The following is a 16479-nucleotide window of genomic DNA, read 5'->3' as shown; positions in this document are numbered from 1 at the left end:
ACCACAAATCCTGCAAGTGGAGAGTTTCGATGGCCAAGACCCTGGGGCAATTCTCGATCACGGCGGAAGCCGACGGCTATCTGCTGCATCTGGAGGACGAGGACGGCGAGACGGTCGAGTATGAAGCGACGCTGGAACAGCTGGACCTCATCAGCGAGGCGATCGAGGAGCAGCTGGAGATGGAGGACGCCGACGACCTCGACATGGAGGACGAAGACGAGGCGGCGCTCGAGGACGAATAGTCAGCGGGTGCGCGGAACCGGCGTGGCCGTCGGCTCGGGGCTGAGCGGTCGCGGGCCGTCCGTAGTCGCATCGAGCAGCGCGTCGCCGCCGATCGTCCGGTAGAGATCGACGAGGTTCTGAGCGCGGACCAGCCGCGTCGCCACCAGCGACCGCTGGGCATTGTAGAGCGACCGCTGCGCGTCGAGGCTGTTCAGGAACGTGTCGATCCCGCCGCGGTAACGGAGGTCGTTGAGCGCATAATTGTCCTGCGCGGAGGCGACGAGGCCGATTTGCGCGCGTGCCTGATCGGCGACGGTGCCGCGGCGGGCGAGCGCGTCGGAGACTTCGCGGAACGCCGTCTGGATCGCCTTTTCGTAATTGGCGAGGGCAAGGTCGCGCTGGGCGCGGGATTGGAGCACGCCTTCGCGTCCGGCCCCGGCATTGAAGATGTTGTAGTCGGCACCGGCGCTCGCGCTCCAAGTGAAGGCGTCGCCGCTGAACAGCGATCCTAGCGCGCCCGAGGCGACGCCGAGCAAGCCGGTCAGGCTGATGCGCGGGAACAGCGCCGCGCGCGCCGCGCCGATCTGGGCGTTGGCGGATCGGAGCGAATATTCGGCCTGCACCACGTCGGGACGGCGCAGCAGGACGCCCGAGTCGAGGCCCGCGGGCAGCTCGGCGAGCGTGGTCTCGACCGATTCGATCGAGGCGGGGAGCAGGGTGGCATCGACGTCAGCGCCAACCAGCAGCCTTAGCAGATTGGCGTCCTGTGCGAGCGCCGTGCGCTGCTCGGCAAGGTCGGAATTGGCTTGCGCGAGTACCAGTTCGGCTTGCCGCAGGTCGGTACGCGGCACGATGCCGCCTTCCAGTCGCAAACGCGTCAGCCGGACGCTTTGCATCGCGCTTTTCGAGGTGTTTTCAGCGATCAGCATCAGGCTACGGTCGGAGGCATAGGTCAGCCAGGCATCGGCGATGTCGCTGACGAGGGTCAAGCGCGTGGCGCGTGCGGCGGCTTCGGTCGCGAAATAGTCGTTGAGCGCTGCGCGGCTGAGCGAAGCGACGCGTCCGAACAGGTCCAGCTCGAACGCGGTGACGCCGACGTCCGCCGAATAGCTGTCGGACACGCCGCCGCCGGTCGAAACCGAGGTGCCGGTGCCGGTCGTACCCTGGCTGGTGCCGCGCCGGATGCCTGCGGTCGCGCCGGCCGTGACATTGGGCAGGCGGTCCGCGCGCTGGATGCGATACTGCGCGCGGGCGATGGCGATGTTGGCGGCGGCGGCGCGCAGGTCGCGGTTGTTGGCGAGTGCGCTTTCGATGATGCGCTGGAGCCGCGGGTCGCGGAAGATATCGCGATAGCTGACCGCGGGCAGCGCCGCCTCGCTTTGACGAAGATATGCGTCGCCGACCGGCCACGATGGCGGCACGGGCGTCGCGGGCCGCTCATAGGCGGGCGCCAGCGAACACGCGCCGAGCGCGAGCGCCGACGCGGCGGTGGTAAGGGCGCGGATCATGCGGTTTCCTCGCGCGGCTGGAACCCCGTCGGCTTGCCGCGCATCTTCGCCAGTCCGTCGCGCACGCCGCGGCGGACGAGCACGAAGAACAGCGGGATGTAGAAGATCGCCAGGATCGTCGCGGTCAGCATGCCGCCGATCACCGACGTGCCGATCGCGATACGGCTGTTCGCGCCCGCGCCGGTGGAAATGGCGAGTGGCAGCACGCCGAAGATGAACGCGAGGCTGGTCATCAGGATCGGGCGCAGCCGCAGGCGCGCCGCCTCGAGCGCGGCGTCGATGACGCGCTTCCCCTTCTTCTCGGCCTGTTCGGCGAATTCGATGATGAGGATGGCGTTCTTCGCGGTCAGGCCCATCGTCGTCAGCAGCCCGATCTGAAGGTACACGTCGTTTTCCAGCCCTCGCAGCGTCACTGCGAAGATCGCACCGACGAGGCCGAGCGGGATGACGAGCAGGACCGCGAACGGGATCGACCAGCTTTCATAGAGCGCGGCGAGGCACAGGAAGACGACAAGCAACGACAGGCCGTAGAGCAAAGGCGCCTGGCCCGAGGACAGCCGTTCCTGGAAAGAGAGCCCGGCCCAGGCGACCGACGTGCCCGGAATCTGTGCCGCAAGCTCGGCGATGCGATCCATCGCTTCGCCCGAACTGGTGCCCGATGCTGCCTGTCCCTGGAATTCGAATGCCGGCACGCCCGAAAAGCGCGAGAGGGTGGTGGGCGCCTGCGACCAGGAAATCGTGGCGAAGGACGAGAACGGCACCATCTGACCGTCCGACCCGCGGACAAACCATTTCTGGATATCCTCGGGCGCGGCGCGGTAGGGGGCGTCGCCCTGCACGTACACGCGCTTAACCCGCCCGCGGTCGATGAAGTCGTTGACGTAGCGCCCGCCCCACGCGGTCGACAACGTGGCGTTGACGTCGGCCTGCGTGAGGCCCAGCGCGGCGAGCTTGGTCGGATCGACGTCGACGCGCAGGGTGGCGATGTCGGGCAGGTCGGACAGGCGCACGCGATCGAGCATCGGGTCGGCGTTGGCGGCGGCGAGCAGGCGTTCGCGTGCGGCGACGAATTGCTCGCGCGACAGGCCGCCGGTGTTCTGCAGCTCCATCGTGAAGCCGCTCGACTGGCCGAGGCCGCGGATGGCGGGCGGTACGAGCACGAAGACCTCGGCATCGCGAAGTCCGCGGAAGGCCCCCGACGCGCGCTTGGCGATGGCGTCGGCGGTATTGTCGGCGCCCTTGCGGTCGGCCCAGTCGGTCAGGTTGATGAAGCCCTGACCCGTGTTCTGGCCCGACGCGCCGCCACCACCGCCGCCGGCGACGGTCAGCATGACCTTCGCGTTCTTGCTCTCCGGCCCCAGGAAATAATCCTGCACCTGTTCCTGCACGACGCGGGTGCGGTTCTGCGTCGCGCCTGCGGGCAGGCGGAACTGGACCGATACAGTGCCCTGATCCTCACTCGGCAGAAAGCTGGTCGGCAGGCGGAAGAACAGGATCACGAGCAGCGCGAAGACGCCGGCGTATATCAGCAGGAAGATCCACTTGCGGTCGATGACCCGCTGCGATGCGGCGACGTATTTCTCGCTCGCGACCTCGAAACCGCGGTTGAATTTTTCGCCGGCGCGGTGGACCAGATGCGCTGCGCGCGGGAAGCGGCGCTCGGCCCAGCCCTCGCGCTTTTCGGCATGGCGCTGCTTCAACAGGTTTGCGGTGAGCGCCGGGCTCAGCACGAGTGCGACGACCACCGACAGGATCATCGCCGAAATGACGGTCAAGGAAAACTGGCGGTAGATGACGCCGGTCGATCCGCCGAAGAAGGCCATCGGCAGGAAGACCGCCGACAGCACCAATGCGATCGCGATCAGCGCGACCGTGATCTCGTTCATCGATTCGATCGTCGCCTCCCGCGGCGACATTTCGGGGTTTTCCTCCATCAGCCGCTCGACGTTCTCGACGACGACGATGGCATCATCGACCAGCAGGCCGATCGCGAGGACGAGGCCGAACAATGTCAGCGTGTTGATCGAGAAACCGGCGAGCGCGAACACCGCGAAGGTGCCGAGCAGCACAACCGGCACCGCGATCGTCGGGATCAGCGTCGCGCGCCAGCTTTGCAAAAACACGAACATGACAATGACGACCAAGATCACCGCCTCGATCAGGGTCTTCACGACCTCCTCGATCGACAGCTTGATGAAGGCGGTGGTGTCGTTGGGATAGGCGTAGGTCAGGCCATCGGGGAAGTTCTTCGCGGCACCCTCGACGAATGCCTTCACATTCTCTGCCGTCTCCAGCGCGTCGGCGCCGGGGGCGAGGCTGACCGCAATGCCGGCGCCGGGGTGACCGTTGACGCGGCTGACCGCGGCATAGCTTTCCTGGCCCAGCTCGATGCGGGCGACGTCGGCCAGGCGCACGGTTGCGCCGCTCTGCTGCGTCTTCAGGATGATGTTCGCGAACTGCTCGGGCGTCTGCAACCGCGACTGGGCGGTGACGGTCGCGTTCAGCATCTGCTCGGCGGAATTGGGCAGGCCGCCGACTTCGCCCGCCGCAACCTCGGTATTCTGGTTGGTGATCGCGGTGATGACGTCCCCGGGGATCAGCCCGACGCTGGCCAGCCGCGCCGGGTCGAGCCACACCCGCATCGCATATTGCGACCCGAACACATTCGATTCACCCACACCCGGCACGCGGCCGAGCGCATCCTGCAGGTTCGAGACGAGATAGTCGGAGACGTCGGCGTTGGTCCGCTTGTCGCTTTCGTCATAGACCGCAACGATCATCAGGAAATCGGGGTTCGACTTGGTGACGCGCAGTCCCTGCTGCTGCACCTGCTGCGGCAGGCGCGAGATCGCCTGCTGCACGCTGTTCTGGACCTGGACCTGCGCGATGTCGGGATCGGTGCCCTTGTCGAAGGTCGCCGAGATGGTGACCGCGCCGCGCGAGGAAGAGGACGAGGTGAAATACAGCAGCCCGTCGATGCCGGTCAGCTGCTGCTCCAGCACCTGCGTCACGCTGTTTTCCAGCGTTTCCGCCGACGCGCCGGGATAGGTGGCGCGGATGTTCACCTGTGGCGGGGCGACGTCGGGATATTGCGCGATCGGCAGGCTGAACATGGCGCCCAGACCCGCGAGCATGATGACGATCGCGATGACCCACGCAAAGATCGGCCGGTCGATGAAGATGCGGGAAATCACGCGTTCAGCCGCCCGACCTTGTGGCGCCGCCGCCCGGCTGGGCCTTGCCGCTTGGCGCCTGCACCTTCTGCGGCGTGTTGGCGGGGACCGGCCGGATCGCGGCGTTCGGCTTCAGCTTGGCGGTGCCCTGCACGATCACCTTGTCGCCGGGGTTCAGCCCCTGGGTCACGACCCAGAAGGCGCCCTGCGCCCGCTCGGCGACGATCTGGCGCTGGACCGCTTTGTTGTCGGGGCCGACGACGTACACGGTTGCAGCGCCCCTCGCGTCGCGGGCGACCGCCGGCTGGGGGACCAGGAACGCGTTCTGGTTCACGGACTGCGCGAAGGTCGCGCGGACGAACATGCCGGGCAGCAGCAGCCCCTGCGGATTGGGGAAGCTGGCGCGCAGCGTGACCGTGCCGGTCGCCTGATCGACGGTGACCTCGGCAAACTGGACGGTGCCGGCAAAGCCATAGTCGCTGCCGTCCTCCAGTTTCAGGCGGACGTTGGCGCTGGCGGGCGCGACGTCACCCTGCTGGAGCGAGCGGCGCAGCGCGAGCAGGTTCGCGCTCGACTGCTGGATGTCGACGAACATCGGGTCGGTCCGCTGGATGACCGCCATCGGATCGGCCTGGTTGCTGCTGACGAGCGCGCCGACGGTCGCGAGGCTGCGACCGATTCGACCGGTGATCGGGGCGGGCACGCGGGTGAAGTTGAGGTTGATCCGCGCGGTTTCGAGCGCAGCGCGGTTCTGCGCGATCGACGCCTCGGCCTGGCGCTGCGTCGCGACGGCGTCGGTATAGTCCTGCTTGCTGACCGCCTCGGCCTGCGCGAGCGGGCGGTAGCGATCGGCGCGGATGCGCGCGGCCTCCGCGGTGGCGGCGGCGCTCGACAGATTGGCCTGCGCCTGGTTCGCCGACGCCTGATAGAGGCTGGGGTCGATCTGGTAGAGCGTCTGTCCGGCGCGGACCATCGCGCCTTCGGTGAACAGGCGGCGGCGAATGATGCCGGTGACCTGCGGGCGCACCTCCGACGTTTCGAACGCGGCGGTGCGACCGGGTAGCTCGGTGGTCGAGGCGACCGACGTCGGCTGGACGACCACGAAGCCGACCGCGACGGGGCCGCCGGCGCCGCCCTTGCCCTGCGCGCTGCTGTTCGCCGCCTCGTCGCCGGCGCCGCATGCCGCGACCAGCAGCGCCAGTGCGACCGCGCCGGCCGATTTGCTTAGTTTCCTATCGTTCACCGCGCTGGCAACCCCGAAGTCCGATCTTGGTTGCCCCTAGGACCGGAATTTCGGCATTGCAGCAAGGTCCGGCGCGAGTCGTGAGACATGTTGCGACAATTTTATCGGGAGGAAGCGAGCATGATCCTGCACGATTACTGGCGGTCTTCGGCGGCGTATCGCATTCGTATCGCCCTGAATCTGAAGGGCTTGGCCTACACCCAGGTCGCGCACGACCTGCGGCGCGGCGAACAGTCCGATGCGCGGTACCGCTCCATCGCGCCGCAGGGGTTGATTCCGGCGATCGAGATCGATGGCATGGTCCTGACGCAGAGCCTGGCGATCATCGAATGGCTCGACGAGACGCACCCGGAGCCGCGGCTGTTGCCCGACGGCGCCGGCCCGCGCGCGATCGTACGGGCGATGGCGCAGGTGGTCGCGTGCGACATCCACCCGGTCAATAATCTGCGCATCCTGAAGGCGCTGAAGGCCGATTTCGGGGCCGAGCAGCCGGCGATCGACGCGTGGATCCGGCATTGGGTGGGTGAGGGGTTCGCGGCGCTGGAGGCGATGGTCGCGGCGCACGGCGGGCACTTCTGCTATGGCGACACGCCCGGCATCGCCGACGTGATGCTGGTGCCGCAATGGTATAATGCGGAGCGGTTCGCGACCGACCTGTCGCCCTATCCGCGCCTTGCCGCGATCGTGGCGGAGGCGCGCGCGCTGCCCGCCTTTGCCGCCGCCCGGCCCAAGGCGCAGCCCGACGCCGATTGACGCACCGCACAACCGGGCGTAACCGCCGCGACAGATGGTGCCCGCAAGGGTGAAAAGGGAAGCCGGTGCAACTCCGGCGCTGTGCCCGCAACTGTAAGCCGGGAGCCGAAGGCCAATCATGTCACTGGGGCGTCGAGCCTCGGGAAGACGGCCCAAGGTGACGATCGGCAAGCCAGGAGACCTGCCATCGCGTCGTTCGTCGCCCGGCCGGGTCCAGCCGTGCGCGATGGGGACGTATCCCTTCGTAACGACATCCGATGGCCGCAGTCGCGCCGTTCCCTTCTGGGGCGGCGGGCCCAGACATGTCGTTGCTGCTCCGCCCGGTTCGACGCCGGTCGGGCGAGGACCGTTACCCATGAAAGCCACGTATCTCCTGCTCGCGCCCGGCCTGATCGCCGCCGCCACGCCCGCGCTTGCCCAGACCGAAACCCGCGCCGACCCGATCGTCGTCACCGCCAACCGCGACGCGCGCCCGATCGATGAGGTCGGCCAGTCGGTGACCGTCATCGATGCCGAAGAGATCGCCGCGCGTCAGTCGCAGGCTGTGATCGACCTGCTGCGCACCGTGCCGGGGGTCGGCGCCACGCGCGCGGGCGGACTTGGCACCGCTGCCTCGGTCAACATCCGTGGCGCCGACCCGCAGCAGACCCTGTTGCTGGTGGATGGCGTGAAGCTCGACGATCCGGCGAGCCCCTCGGGCGGGTTCGACTTCGGCAATCTGCTGGTCGGCAACATCGACCGGATCGAGGTCGTGCGCGGGTCGCAGTCGGTGATCTGGGGCAGCCGCGCGATCGGCGGGGTCGTCAACGTCATCACGCGCGAGGCGGGCGAACAGCCGGAGCTGCGGGCGTCCGCCGAATATGGCTGGCGCGACACCGCCAATGCCGTCGCCAACGCATCGGGCAAGTTCGGCCCGGTCAGCGCCAGCATCGGCGGGCAGTATCTGCGCACCGATGGCTTTTCCGCCTTCGACCAGCGGCTGGGCGGGCGGGAGCGCGACGGGTATCGGCAGTACGGTGCGAACGGCAAGGTCGCGGTCGCGATCGGCGACGCGCTGACGGTCGAGGCGCGCGGACGCTTCGCCGACGGGCGAGTCGACCTCGATGGCTTCGCCCCGCCGACCTATGCGTTCGGCGACACCGGCGACTATTCGACCACGCGCGAATTGAGCGGCTATGGCGGCGTGCGGCTGAAACTGTTCGACGGCAAGTTCCTCAACCGCGCCGGCGTCGCCTATTCGCGGATCGACCGCACCAACCGCGACGCGACCGATTTCGCGACATTCGATTCGCGCGGGCTGAACCGGCGCTTCGAATATCAGGGCACCGTCGATCTCGATTACGTTGCGGCGGTGTTCGGGGCCGAAAGCGAGCTCTCGACCTTCCGCGCGGACAGCTTCGGCACCCTGCTCGGCGCGCGCAACACCATCGACAGCTTCTATGGCGAAGTGACGGTGAAGCCGGTCGCGGGCGTCGCCCTGACCGGGGGTGTGCGCAATGACGACCACAGCCGCTTCGGCAGCGCGACGACCTTTGCGGTGAACGGCACCGCCAGCCCCAACGGCGGCGCGACGCGGCTGCGCGCGAGCTATGGCGAAGGCTTCGGCTCGCCGTCGCTCTACCAGTTGTTCGGCGATTACGGGAACACGACGCTCGTCCCCGAACGCTCGAAGAGTTGGGATGCCGGCGTGGTCCAACGGGTACTGGGCGAAGCGGTCGAGGTCGGTGCGACGTACTTCCACCGCGATACCGAGAACCAGATCGATTTCGTCTCGTGCTTTGGCGTGGTCGGCGGCATCTGCACCAACCGCCCGTTCGGCACCTATGACAATGTCCGCAGCACGCGCGCGGAAGGGGTCGAGGCGGTGCTGACGCTGCGCCCGGTCGCGCCGATGAAGGTCGCCTTCGCCTATACCTATCTCGATGCCCGCAACCGCCTGACCGGGCGCGAGCTGGCGCGGCGCCCGCGCGAGAGTGTCAGCATGGTCGCCGACTATGCCTGGGCTTTCGGGCTGTCGGCGGGGGCGACGATCGCGCATGTCGGCGACAGTTTCGACGATCCCGCGAACGCGCGGCGGCTCGACGGTTATGTACTGGTCGATCTGCGCGCGGCCTTCCCGGTCACGCGCAACATCGAACTGTACGGCCGCGTCGAAAACCTGTTCGATGAGGCGTATGAGACCGTCTTCCAATACGGCACCGCCGGGCGGGCGGCCTATGCCGGCGTGCGGCTGAAGCTGTGAAATCCGGGCTGGCGATCTGCCTGGTACTCGTGGGGTGCGCGCCGGCGGTGCCGGTGCGCCCGGCGGTGAAGCCGATGCGGGTCGTCAGCCTCGATTACTGCGCCGACCAATATGTGCTGAAGCTGCTGCCCGCCGCGCGCATCGCTGCGGTGTCGCCGGACGCGCGTGCGGAGTTTTCGTACATGCGTGGCGCAGCGGCGGGCGTGCCGCAGGTGCGGGCGAGCGCGGAGGATGTGCTGTTGCTGCGGCCCGACATGGTGGTGCGCAGTTATGGCGGCGGGCCGAACGTCGCGCCGCTGCTGGCGCGGGCGGGGGTGCCGGTGTTGCAGCTTGGCTATGCCGAGGATCTGGCCGGCGTAAAGCGCGTGCTGATCGAGGCGGCGGACGGGCTTGGCGAGCATGCCGCGGGTGCAGCGATGGCGGCTGAGATCGACGCGCGCGTGGCGAAGCTCGCGAAGGCGTCTGCCGCGCGATCGGCGCTCTACGTCACGCCGGGCGGGGTAACGACGGGGCCGGGATCGCTGGTCGATGCGATGATGCGGGCAGCGGGGCTGCGCAACTTCCAGACGCAGGCCGGGTGGGCGCCGCTGCCGCTCGAGCGGCTGGCCTATGCCAAGCCCGATGTCGTCGCCGCCGCCTTCTTCGACACGCGCTGGAACCGCGCCGACCCGTGGAGCGCGACCGCACACCCGGTCGCACGCGCGGCGTTCCGCGGGCGCCCGACCGCGGCGCTGCCCGGTGCGTGGACGGCGTGCGGCGGCTGGTTCGTGCTCGACGCGGTCGAGGCGATGGCGAAGGTGGCGCGGTGAGGCTGACCCTGTTCCTCGTCGTCGCCAGCATCGTCGCGATCGTCGCGGCGTGCTTCCTGGGATCGGTGCCGCTGCCGCCCGCGCGCCTGCTTGCCGCGCTGCTCGGCGGGGGGACGCCCGAGGATCGCATCGTCGTCTGGCTGATCCGCCTGCCGCGAGCGGTCGCCGCGTTCACGGCGGGGGCGGCGCTGGGGTTGAGCGGGGCGGCGCTCCAGGGGCTGCTGCGCAATCCGCTGGCTGAGCCGGGGGTGCTCGGCGTGTCGGCCTGCGCGACGCTCGCCGCGACGACGACGCTCTATTACGGGCTGGCGGGGGCATCGGCGTTCGCGCTGCCGTTCGCATCGATCGTCGGGGCGCTCGCCGGGACCGCGCTGATCGCCGCGGTCGCGCTGCGCACGTTGTCGGTGACGACGCTGATCCTGATCGGAGTCGGACTGTCGAGTTTCGCCGGCGCGATCATGGCGCTGCTGCTCAACCTTGCGCCCAATCCGTTCAGCCTGGCCGACATGATAAACTGGACGCTGGGTTCGGTCGCCAACCGCAGCTTTGCCGAAATCGGCGCGGCGCTGCCGTTCATCGGCGGCGGGGCTGCGATCCTGCTGGCGACGCGGCGCGGACTGTCGGCGCTGACGCTGGGCGAGGAAGCGGCGGCGGGCGTCGGGCTGGATCTGAAACGCCAGCGGATCGCGGTGGTACTGGGTGCAGGGCTCGCCACCGGCGGCTCGATTGCGCTGGCGGGGGCGATCGGCTTCGTCGGGATCGTCGCGCCGCATCTTGTGCGCCCGTGGGTCGGCTATGACCCGGCGCGCAGCCTGGTACCCTCCGCGCTCGCCGCCGGGCTGTTCGTCACGGTCGCCGACATCGGCGTGCGCGTGATCCCCAGCGTCAACGAATTGCGGCTGGGCGTCGTCGCCGCGATCGTCGGCGCGCCGCTGTTCATCCTGATCGCGGTGCGGAGGCGGGGGGCATGATCGTCGGCGCTGGCCTGACCCGCGATGGCATCGTCACCGACGCGTCGTTGACGGTCGCGCCGGGCGAGATGGTCGTGCTGCTCGGCCCCAACGGCGCGGGCAAGACGACGCTGCTGCGGATGCTGCTCGGGCTGGCCGCTGCCGATCGGGGTGAGGCGACGGTCGATGGGGTCGCGGTGAGTGCCCTGTCACCGGCCCGTCGCGCACGGCGCGTCGCCTATCTGCCGCAGAGCCGTCCGCTCGCGTGGCCCTCGCGGGTCGTCGACATCGTCGCGCTCGGCCGCTTCGCGCATGGTGCCGCGCCGTATCGGCTGGGCGGGCAGGATGCTGCGGCAGTCGCGGCGTCAATGGCCGCGGCAGAAACTGCGCATCTGGCGACGCGCTCCGCCCATACGCTGTCCGGCGGCGAACTCGCCCGCGTCCATCTCGCCCGCGCGCTGGCGTCGCGGGCCGGGTATATCGTCGCCGACGAGCCGGTCGCCTCGCTAGACCCGCGGCACCAACACCGCGTGCTCGGGCTGCTGGCGGACTTCGCCAAGGCCGGGGGCGGGGTGCTGGCGGTGCTCCACGACCTCGACCTCGCCGCGCGATATGCCGACCGGCTGGTGTGGATCGACCGCGGGCGCATCGTCGCCGACGGCAGCGTTGCGGACACGATGACCGCGGAGAGGATCGCCGCGATCTACGGTGTCGCCGCGCACGTCGAACGCAGCGGCTCCCGACTGTCGGTCATCATCGACGGTGCGATCGCCTAGCTAGCGTCGCCCAGAGCCTCGCCGAGGAACGCGATGAACGCCGCGACCGCGGGCGGCGGGTTGGGGCGATAGGGATGGACGGCGTGGATCGCCAGGTCGCTCGGCCCTTCCCAATCGGGCAGGACGCGAACCAGCCGGCCATCGGCGAGCGCGTCGCCGACGTCCCACAGCGAGCGCAGCGCGATGCCGACTCCGGTGATCGCCAGTTCGCGGACGACTTCGCTCGAATTGGTGCGGACGTGGCTGCGCCCATCGACACTGCGGGCGCGGCGTCCATCGGTCAGCTGCCACGGCAGTTGCCCGTCCGCGGCAAGCAAGCGATGCTGCTGGAGCGCGGCGATCGTATCGGGCATGCCGTGCGCGGCGAGATAGACGGGGCTCGCGCACAGCACGCGGCGGTTCGACCCGATGCGGTGCGCGACCAGATTTGCCGGCACATCGGCGGCAATGCGGATCGCCACGTCGACGCGCCCGCCGAGCAGATCGACATAGGCGTCGGTCAGGTCGATCTCCAGCGCCACGCGCGGATGGCGCACGAGGAAGGCGTGGAGCAGCGGCACGACATGCAGCCGCCCGAACGACGTCGGTGCGGAGACGCGCAGCGCCCCCTGCGGCTCGTCTCTGTCGCCGGTCACGCGCGCTTCAGCCTCGCGGACTGCCCGCAGGATCGCGACGACATCGCCGTGAAACCGCTCGCCCGCCTGCGTCAGCGCGAGGCGCCGGGTGGTGCGGTGGATCAGCATCACGCCCAGCCGCGCTTCCAGCCGCGCGAGGCGTTTCGACGCCATCGCCGGAGAAATGTGCAGCGCGCGAGCGGCGGCGGACAGGCTGCCGCCCTCGACCACGCTAGCGAACAGGTGATAGTCCGGGTCGATCATTAGTTCGTCCTGGGAACAGGTGCTTGTCGATTTGGGTCTCTACCGCGCAGATGGCACTCGGGCTATCGGTGTCGGACTATGGACGCGATGAGGGCGATGCGATGACCGAAACCTATGAGGATCGCGCGGGGCTGAAGGTCGCGGCGTCGCTCGCGGCATTCGTCGAGCAGCGCGCGCTGCCGGGCACAGGTGTCGATACCGCCGCGTTCTGGCAGGGAGTGGCGGACATCTTCGCCCGGTTCGCGCCGGAGAATGCGCGGTTGCTGGCGGCGCGCGACGATTTGCAGGCGCGGATCGACGCCTGGCACGATGCCCGTGCCGGGCAGCGGATCGACCACGCCGAATATCAGGCGTTCCTCCGCGGGATCGGCTACCTCGTGCCCGAGCCCGCGCCATTCACGATCGAGCCCGGAAATGTCGATGCGGAGATCGCGACGCTGGCGGGTCCGCAACTGGTCGTGCCGATCCTCAACGCCCGCTTCCTGCTGAACGCCGCGAATGCGCGCTGGGGCAGTCTGTACGATGCGCTCTACGGTACCGACGCCATTCCGGGGCGCGCGCAGGGGGAGGGATATGATGACGCGCGCGGCGCGCAGGTGATCGCGTGGGCCAAGGCGTTTCTCGACCGCGCGGTGCCGCTGGCGGCGGGGTCGTGGAGCGACTGGGCGGGCGGCGATCCGGTGCTGGCGGACCCCGCGCAGCTGGTGGGCCGCGCCGGAGAGACGCTGTTGCTGCGGCACCACGGGCTGCACATCGAACTGGTCGTCGACCGCGATCATCCGATCGGGCGCGACGATCCGGCGGGGCTGGCCGATGTGGTCCTCGAATCCGCGCTATCGACCATCGCGGACCTGGAGGATTCGATCGCCGCGGTCGATGCCGCGGACAAGGTCACCGCCTATGCCAACTGGCTCGGCCTGATGCGCGGCGACCTGGAGGAGACGTTCGAGAAGGGCGGGCGGTCGATGACCCGCCGGCTCGCGCCCGACCGTCGCTACACCGCGATCGACGGTAGCGCGCTGACGCTGCCGGGACGCAGCCTGATGTTCGTGCGCAATGTCGGCCACCTGATGACGACGCCCGCGATTCTGCTGCCCGACGGCGGCGAGGCGCCAGAAGGGATCCTCGACGCGATTCTCACGTCGCTGATCGCGCTGCACGACGTCAACGGCCCCCGCACCAACAGTCGCGCTGGCAGCATCTACATCGTCAAACCCAAGATGCACGGCCCCGCCGAGGCCGCCTTCACCAACGCGCTGTTCGACGCGGTCGAGGATCTACTCGGCCTCGCCCGCCACACGATCAAGGTCGGCGTGATGGACGAGGAACGCCGCACCTCGGCCAACCTCGCGGCGTGCATCCATGCGGTGAAGGACCGCATCGTCTTCATCAACACCGGCTTCCTCGACCGCACCGGCGACGAGATGCACACGTCGATGCGGGCCGGCGCGATGATCCGGAAAGGCGAGATGAAGGGCGCCGACTGGATCGCGGCCTATGAAGACCGGAACGTCCAGATCGGGCTTGCGTGCGGTCTCAGCGGGCGGGCGCAGATCGGCAAGGGGATGTGGGCGGCGCCCGATCGGATGGCCGACATGCTGGAGCAGAAGGCGGCGCACCCGCGGACCGGTGCGAACACCGCCTGGGTGCCGTCGCCGACCGCGGCGACGCTGCATGCGACGCATTACCACGATACCGACGTCTTCGCGCGTCAGGCCGAGCGAGTGGCGGAGGCGGTGGCGCCACTCGACGCGCTGCTGACGATCCCGGTCGCGACCGGGCGCAACTGGTCGGCGGAGGAGGTCCGCGAGGAACTCGACAACAACGCGCAGGGCATCCTCGGCTATGTCGTGCGCTGGGTCGACCAGGGCGTGGGGTGCTCGAAGGTGCCCGATATCCACGACGTCGGGCTGATGGAGGATCGCGCGACGCTGCGCATTTCGTCGCAGCACGTGGCGAACTGGCTGCGGCACGGCGTCGCGACGCGGGACGATGTCGATGAGGCGCTTCGACGGATGGCGGCGAAGGTGGACGCGCAGAACGCCGGCGATCCGCTCTACGTGCCGATGGCCGGGCGCGAGGACGCCAGTTTGGCCTTCCGAGCAGCGCGCGCGCTGATCTTCGAAGGGGAGGCGCAGCCGAACGGCTACACCGAGCCGCTGCTCCACCGCTTCCGGGCGATGGCAAAGGCTCAGGCATGAGGGTGGACCGCTGGTGACCCCTACGAGAATCGAACTCGTGTTTTCGCCGTGAGAGGGCGACGTCCTAACCGCTAGACGAAGGGGCCGTTGAGCGGAGGCGGGCGAATAGGGCGGGCGGGCGATTTCGTCAACCCGCCCAGCCGCCGATTACGCCGCGGCCTTCCGCCGCTCGCCCATTTCGACGTTGAGCATCTCGGCGAGCAGGAACGCGAGCTCCAGGCTCTGCCCCGCATTCAGCCGCGGATCGCAGTGGGTGTGATAGCGGTCGGCGAGCGACTGTTCGGTCACGTCGATCGCGCCGCCGGTGCATTCGGTGACGTTCTGCCCGGTCATCTCGCAATGGATCCCGCCGGCGAACGACCCCTCGGCACGGTGGACCGCGAAGAAGCCACGGACCTCGGCGAGGATGCGGTCGAAGGGGCGCGTCTTGTAGCCGTTGGCGGCCTTGACGACGTTGCCGTGCATCGGGTCGCAGCTCCACACGACGCTATGCCCCTCGCGCTGCACCGCGCGGACGAGTTTCGGCAAGCCCGCCTCGATCTTGTCGTGGCCGTAGCGGGTGATGAGCGTCATGCGGCCGGGGACGCGCGCCGGATTGAGGGTGTCGAGCAGGCGCAGCAGCGCATCGGGCTCCAGGCTAGGCCCGCATTTCATGCCGATCGGGTTGCCGATGCCGCGCAGGAACTCGACATGCGCCGATCCTTCGAACCGGGTGCGATCGCCGATCCACAGCATGTGGGCGGAGGTGTCGTACCAGTCGCCGGTGAGCGAATCCTGCCGGGTCAGCGCCTGTTCGTAGCGGAGCAGCAGCGCCTCGTGACTGGTGTAGAAGCTCGTCGCCTTCAGCTGCGGCACGCGGTCGGCATCGATCCCGCACGCGGCCATGAAATCGAGCGCCTCGCCGATGCGGTCGGCGAGGTCGGCGTATTTCTTGGCCCACGGGCTGCGGCCCATGAAGTCATGGGTCCACCGCTGGACCTGGTGGAGGTTGGCGTAGCCGCCGCTGGCGAACGCGCGGAGCAGGTTCAGCGTCGCCGCCGACTGCGAATAGCCGCGGATCAATCGCTGCGGATCGGGAATGCGCGCTTCGGGGGTGAAGGCGATGTCGTTGACGATGTCGCCGCGGTAGCTGGGCAGCTCGACGCCATCGATCGTCTCGGTATCGGTCGATCGCGGCTTGGCGAACTGGCCGGCCATACGCCCGACCTTGATGACCGGGAGCTTCGACGCATAGGTCAGCACGACCGCCATCTGCAGGATGACGCGGAAGGTATCGCGGATGTTGTTGGGGTGGAACTCGGCGAAACTCTCGGCGCAATCGCCGCCCTGAAGCAGGAACGCCTTGCCCGCCGCGACCTGGGCGAGATCGGCGGTCAGCTCGCGGGCCTCGCCAGCGAAGACCAGCGGGGGATAGCGTTGCAGCTCGGTGGTCGCGGCATCGAGCGCGGCGGCGTCGGGATAGTGCGGCATCTGGCGCGCGTCGGCGGCGGTCCAGCTGTCGGGGGACCAGGCGGCGGCCATATCATTCTCCGTGCGGGCGCCGACGAACCAGTCGGCGTGGTCGGCGATGCCGTTGGCGGCGATCTGGTTGGCGACCTTGGCGCTCGCGCGCTTGCCCTCCTCCTCCCAGCCCTGGACGGTGCTGCCGGGCGTGTCGAACCAAGCACCGAACGCCGCCCGGCTGAGGCCGCGGTCACTGCGGAAGGTGCGAATCTTGAGGCCGG

At 68.9% G+C, this 16479-nt stretch carries 12 protein-coding genes, 1 tRNA gene and 1 riboswitch; of the genes, 7 read left to right on the top strand and 6 right to left on the bottom strand.

Annotated features, from left to right (window positions below; genetic code table 11):
• Positions 1 to 29 precede the first annotated feature (29 nt).
• The gene (locus M9980_RS05675) at positions 30 to 242 is read left to right on the top strand and encodes a hypothetical protein (RefSeq protein ID WP_250754332.1); all 213 of its coding nucleotides are present in this window, start codon (positions 30 to 32) and stop codon (positions 240 to 242) included.
• On the opposite strand, the gene M9980_RS05670 is transcribed toward M9980_RS05675, so the two are convergent.
• From M9980_RS05670 to M9980_RS05660, 3 genes are read right to left on the bottom strand one after another with little or no spacing between them, the layout of a single operon-like run.
• Positions 243 to 1730, bottom strand: a complete 1488-nt coding sequence (locus M9980_RS05670) for an efflux transporter outer membrane subunit (protein ID WP_250754330.1) — start codon at positions 1728 to 1730, stop codon at positions 243 to 245.
• Positions 1727 to 4924 carry a multidrug efflux RND transporter permease subunit gene (locus M9980_RS05665; protein ID WP_277998316.1) on the bottom strand — a complete coding sequence of 1066 codons (3198 nt, stop codon included), beginning with the start codon at positions 4922 to 4924 and terminating at the stop codon, positions 1727 to 1729. The genes M9980_RS05670 and M9980_RS05665 overlap by 4 nt, the downstream gene beginning before the upstream one ends.
• 4 nt (positions 4925 to 4928) lie before the next feature.
• Entirely contained in the window at positions 4929 to 6146 is a 1218-nt protein-coding gene (locus M9980_RS05660) for an efflux RND transporter periplasmic adaptor subunit (protein WP_422921388.1), read from the bottom strand.
• A gap of 120 nt (positions 6147 to 6266) precedes the next feature.
• Here M9980_RS05660 and maiA point away from each other — a divergent pair, with 120 nt between their 5' ends.
• The 5 genes from maiA to M9980_RS05635 all read left to right on the top strand — a co-directional run bounded on the left by maiA (position 6267) and on the right by M9980_RS05635 (position 11676).
• The gene (gene maiA, locus M9980_RS05655) at positions 6267 to 6899 is read left to right on the top strand and encodes a maleylacetoacetate isomerase (RefSeq protein ID WP_250754328.1); all 633 of its coding nucleotides are present in this window, start codon (positions 6267 to 6269) and stop codon (positions 6897 to 6899) included.
• Between the two features lie 19 nt (positions 6900 to 6918).
• Positions 6919 to 7102: riboswitch (cobalamin riboswitch) on the top strand.
• 152 nt (positions 7103 to 7254) lie between these two features.
• The gene (locus tag M9980_RS05650) at positions 7255 to 9141 is read left to right on the top strand and encodes a TonB-dependent receptor plug domain-containing protein (protein ID WP_250754326.1); all 1887 of its coding nucleotides are present in this window, start codon (positions 7255 to 7257) and stop codon (positions 9139 to 9141) included.
• On the top strand, positions 9138 to 9950 hold the full coding sequence (locus M9980_RS05645; RefSeq protein ID WP_250754324.1) for an ABC transporter substrate-binding protein: 813 nt from the start codon (positions 9138 to 9140) through the stop codon (positions 9948 to 9950). Before M9980_RS05650 ends, M9980_RS05645 begins: the two co-directional genes overlap by 4 nt.
• Positions 9947 to 10921, top strand: a complete 975-nt coding sequence (locus M9980_RS05640) for a FecCD family ABC transporter permease (RefSeq protein ID WP_250754322.1) — start codon at positions 9947 to 9949, stop codon at positions 10919 to 10921. Before M9980_RS05645 ends, M9980_RS05640 begins: the two co-directional genes overlap by 4 nt.
• Positions 10918 to 11676, top strand: coding sequence for an ABC transporter ATP-binding protein (locus M9980_RS05635; protein ID WP_250754320.1), 759 nt, complete (start codon positions 10918 to 10920; stop codon positions 11674 to 11676). Before M9980_RS05640 ends, M9980_RS05635 begins: the two co-directional genes overlap by 4 nt.
• On the opposite strand, the gene M9980_RS05630 is transcribed toward M9980_RS05635, so the two are convergent.
• A complete protein-coding gene (locus tag M9980_RS05630) occupies positions 11673 to 12554 on the bottom strand; it encodes a LysR family transcriptional regulator (RefSeq protein ID WP_250754318.1) in 882 nt (293 codons plus the stop codon). The genes M9980_RS05635 and M9980_RS05630 overlap by 4 nt on opposite strands.
• Positions 12555 to 12655: 101 nt before the next feature.
• Between M9980_RS05630 and M9980_RS05625 the strand changes: the two genes are divergently transcribed.
• Positions 12656 to 14755, top strand: coding sequence for a malate synthase G (locus tag M9980_RS05625; RefSeq protein WP_250754316.1), 2100 nt, complete (start codon positions 12656 to 12658; stop codon positions 14753 to 14755).
• Between the two features lie 11 nt (positions 14756 to 14766).
• Here M9980_RS05625 and M9980_RS05620 read toward each other — a convergent pair.
• Both M9980_RS05620 and M9980_RS05615 read right to left on the bottom strand, forming a co-directional pair.
• Positions 14767 to 14841 (bottom strand) — tRNA-Glu (locus tag M9980_RS05620).
• 61 nt (positions 14842 to 14902) lie between these two features.
• A complete protein-coding gene (locus M9980_RS05615) occupies positions 14903 to 16276 on the bottom strand; it encodes a class II 3-deoxy-7-phosphoheptulonate synthase (protein WP_250755077.1) in 1374 nt (457 codons plus the stop codon).
• Positions 16277 to 16479 lie beyond the last annotated feature (203 nt).

The organism is Sphingomonas donggukensis (genome assembly GCF_023674425.1).
GTDB lineage: Bacteria > Pseudomonadota > Alphaproteobacteria > Sphingomonadales > Sphingomonadaceae > Sphingomonas > Sphingomonas donggukensis.
Note: the sequence above shows the minus strand (reverse complement) of the source record. Positions and strands in the feature narration are given on the sequence as shown.

What these genes read in the sequence shown, in the direction of transcription:
- M9980_RS05650 (WP_250754326.1), top strand. Translation starts at nt 7,255, where the DNA reads ATGAAAGCCACGTATCTCCTGCTCGCGCCCGGCCTGATCGCCGCCGCC.
- maiA (WP_250754328.1), top strand. Translation starts at nt 6,267, where the DNA reads ATGATCCTGCACGATTACTGGCGGTCTTCGGCGGCGTATCGCATTCGT.
- M9980_RS05615 (WP_250755077.1), bottom strand. Translation starts at nt 16,276, where the DNA reads ATGGCCGCCGCCTGGTCCCCCGACAGCTGGACCGCCGCCGACGCGCGC.
- M9980_RS05675 (WP_250754332.1), top strand. Translation starts at nt 30, where the DNA reads ATGGCCAAGACCCTGGGGCAATTCTCGATCACGGCGGAAGCCGACGGC.
- M9980_RS05670 (WP_250754330.1), bottom strand. Translation starts at nt 1,730, where the DNA reads ATGATCCGCGCCCTTACCACCGCCGCGTCGGCGCTCGCGCTCGGCGCG.
- M9980_RS05630 (WP_250754318.1), bottom strand. Translation starts at nt 12,554, where the DNA reads ATGATCGACCCGGACTATCACCTGTTCGCTAGCGTGGTCGAGGGCGGC.
- M9980_RS05635 (WP_250754320.1), top strand. Translation starts at nt 10,918, where the DNA reads ATGATCGTCGGCGCTGGCCTGACCCGCGATGGCATCGTCACCGACGCG.
- M9980_RS05625 (WP_250754316.1), top strand. Translation starts at nt 12,656, where the DNA reads ATGACCGAAACCTATGAGGATCGCGCGGGGCTGAAGGTCGCGGCGTCG.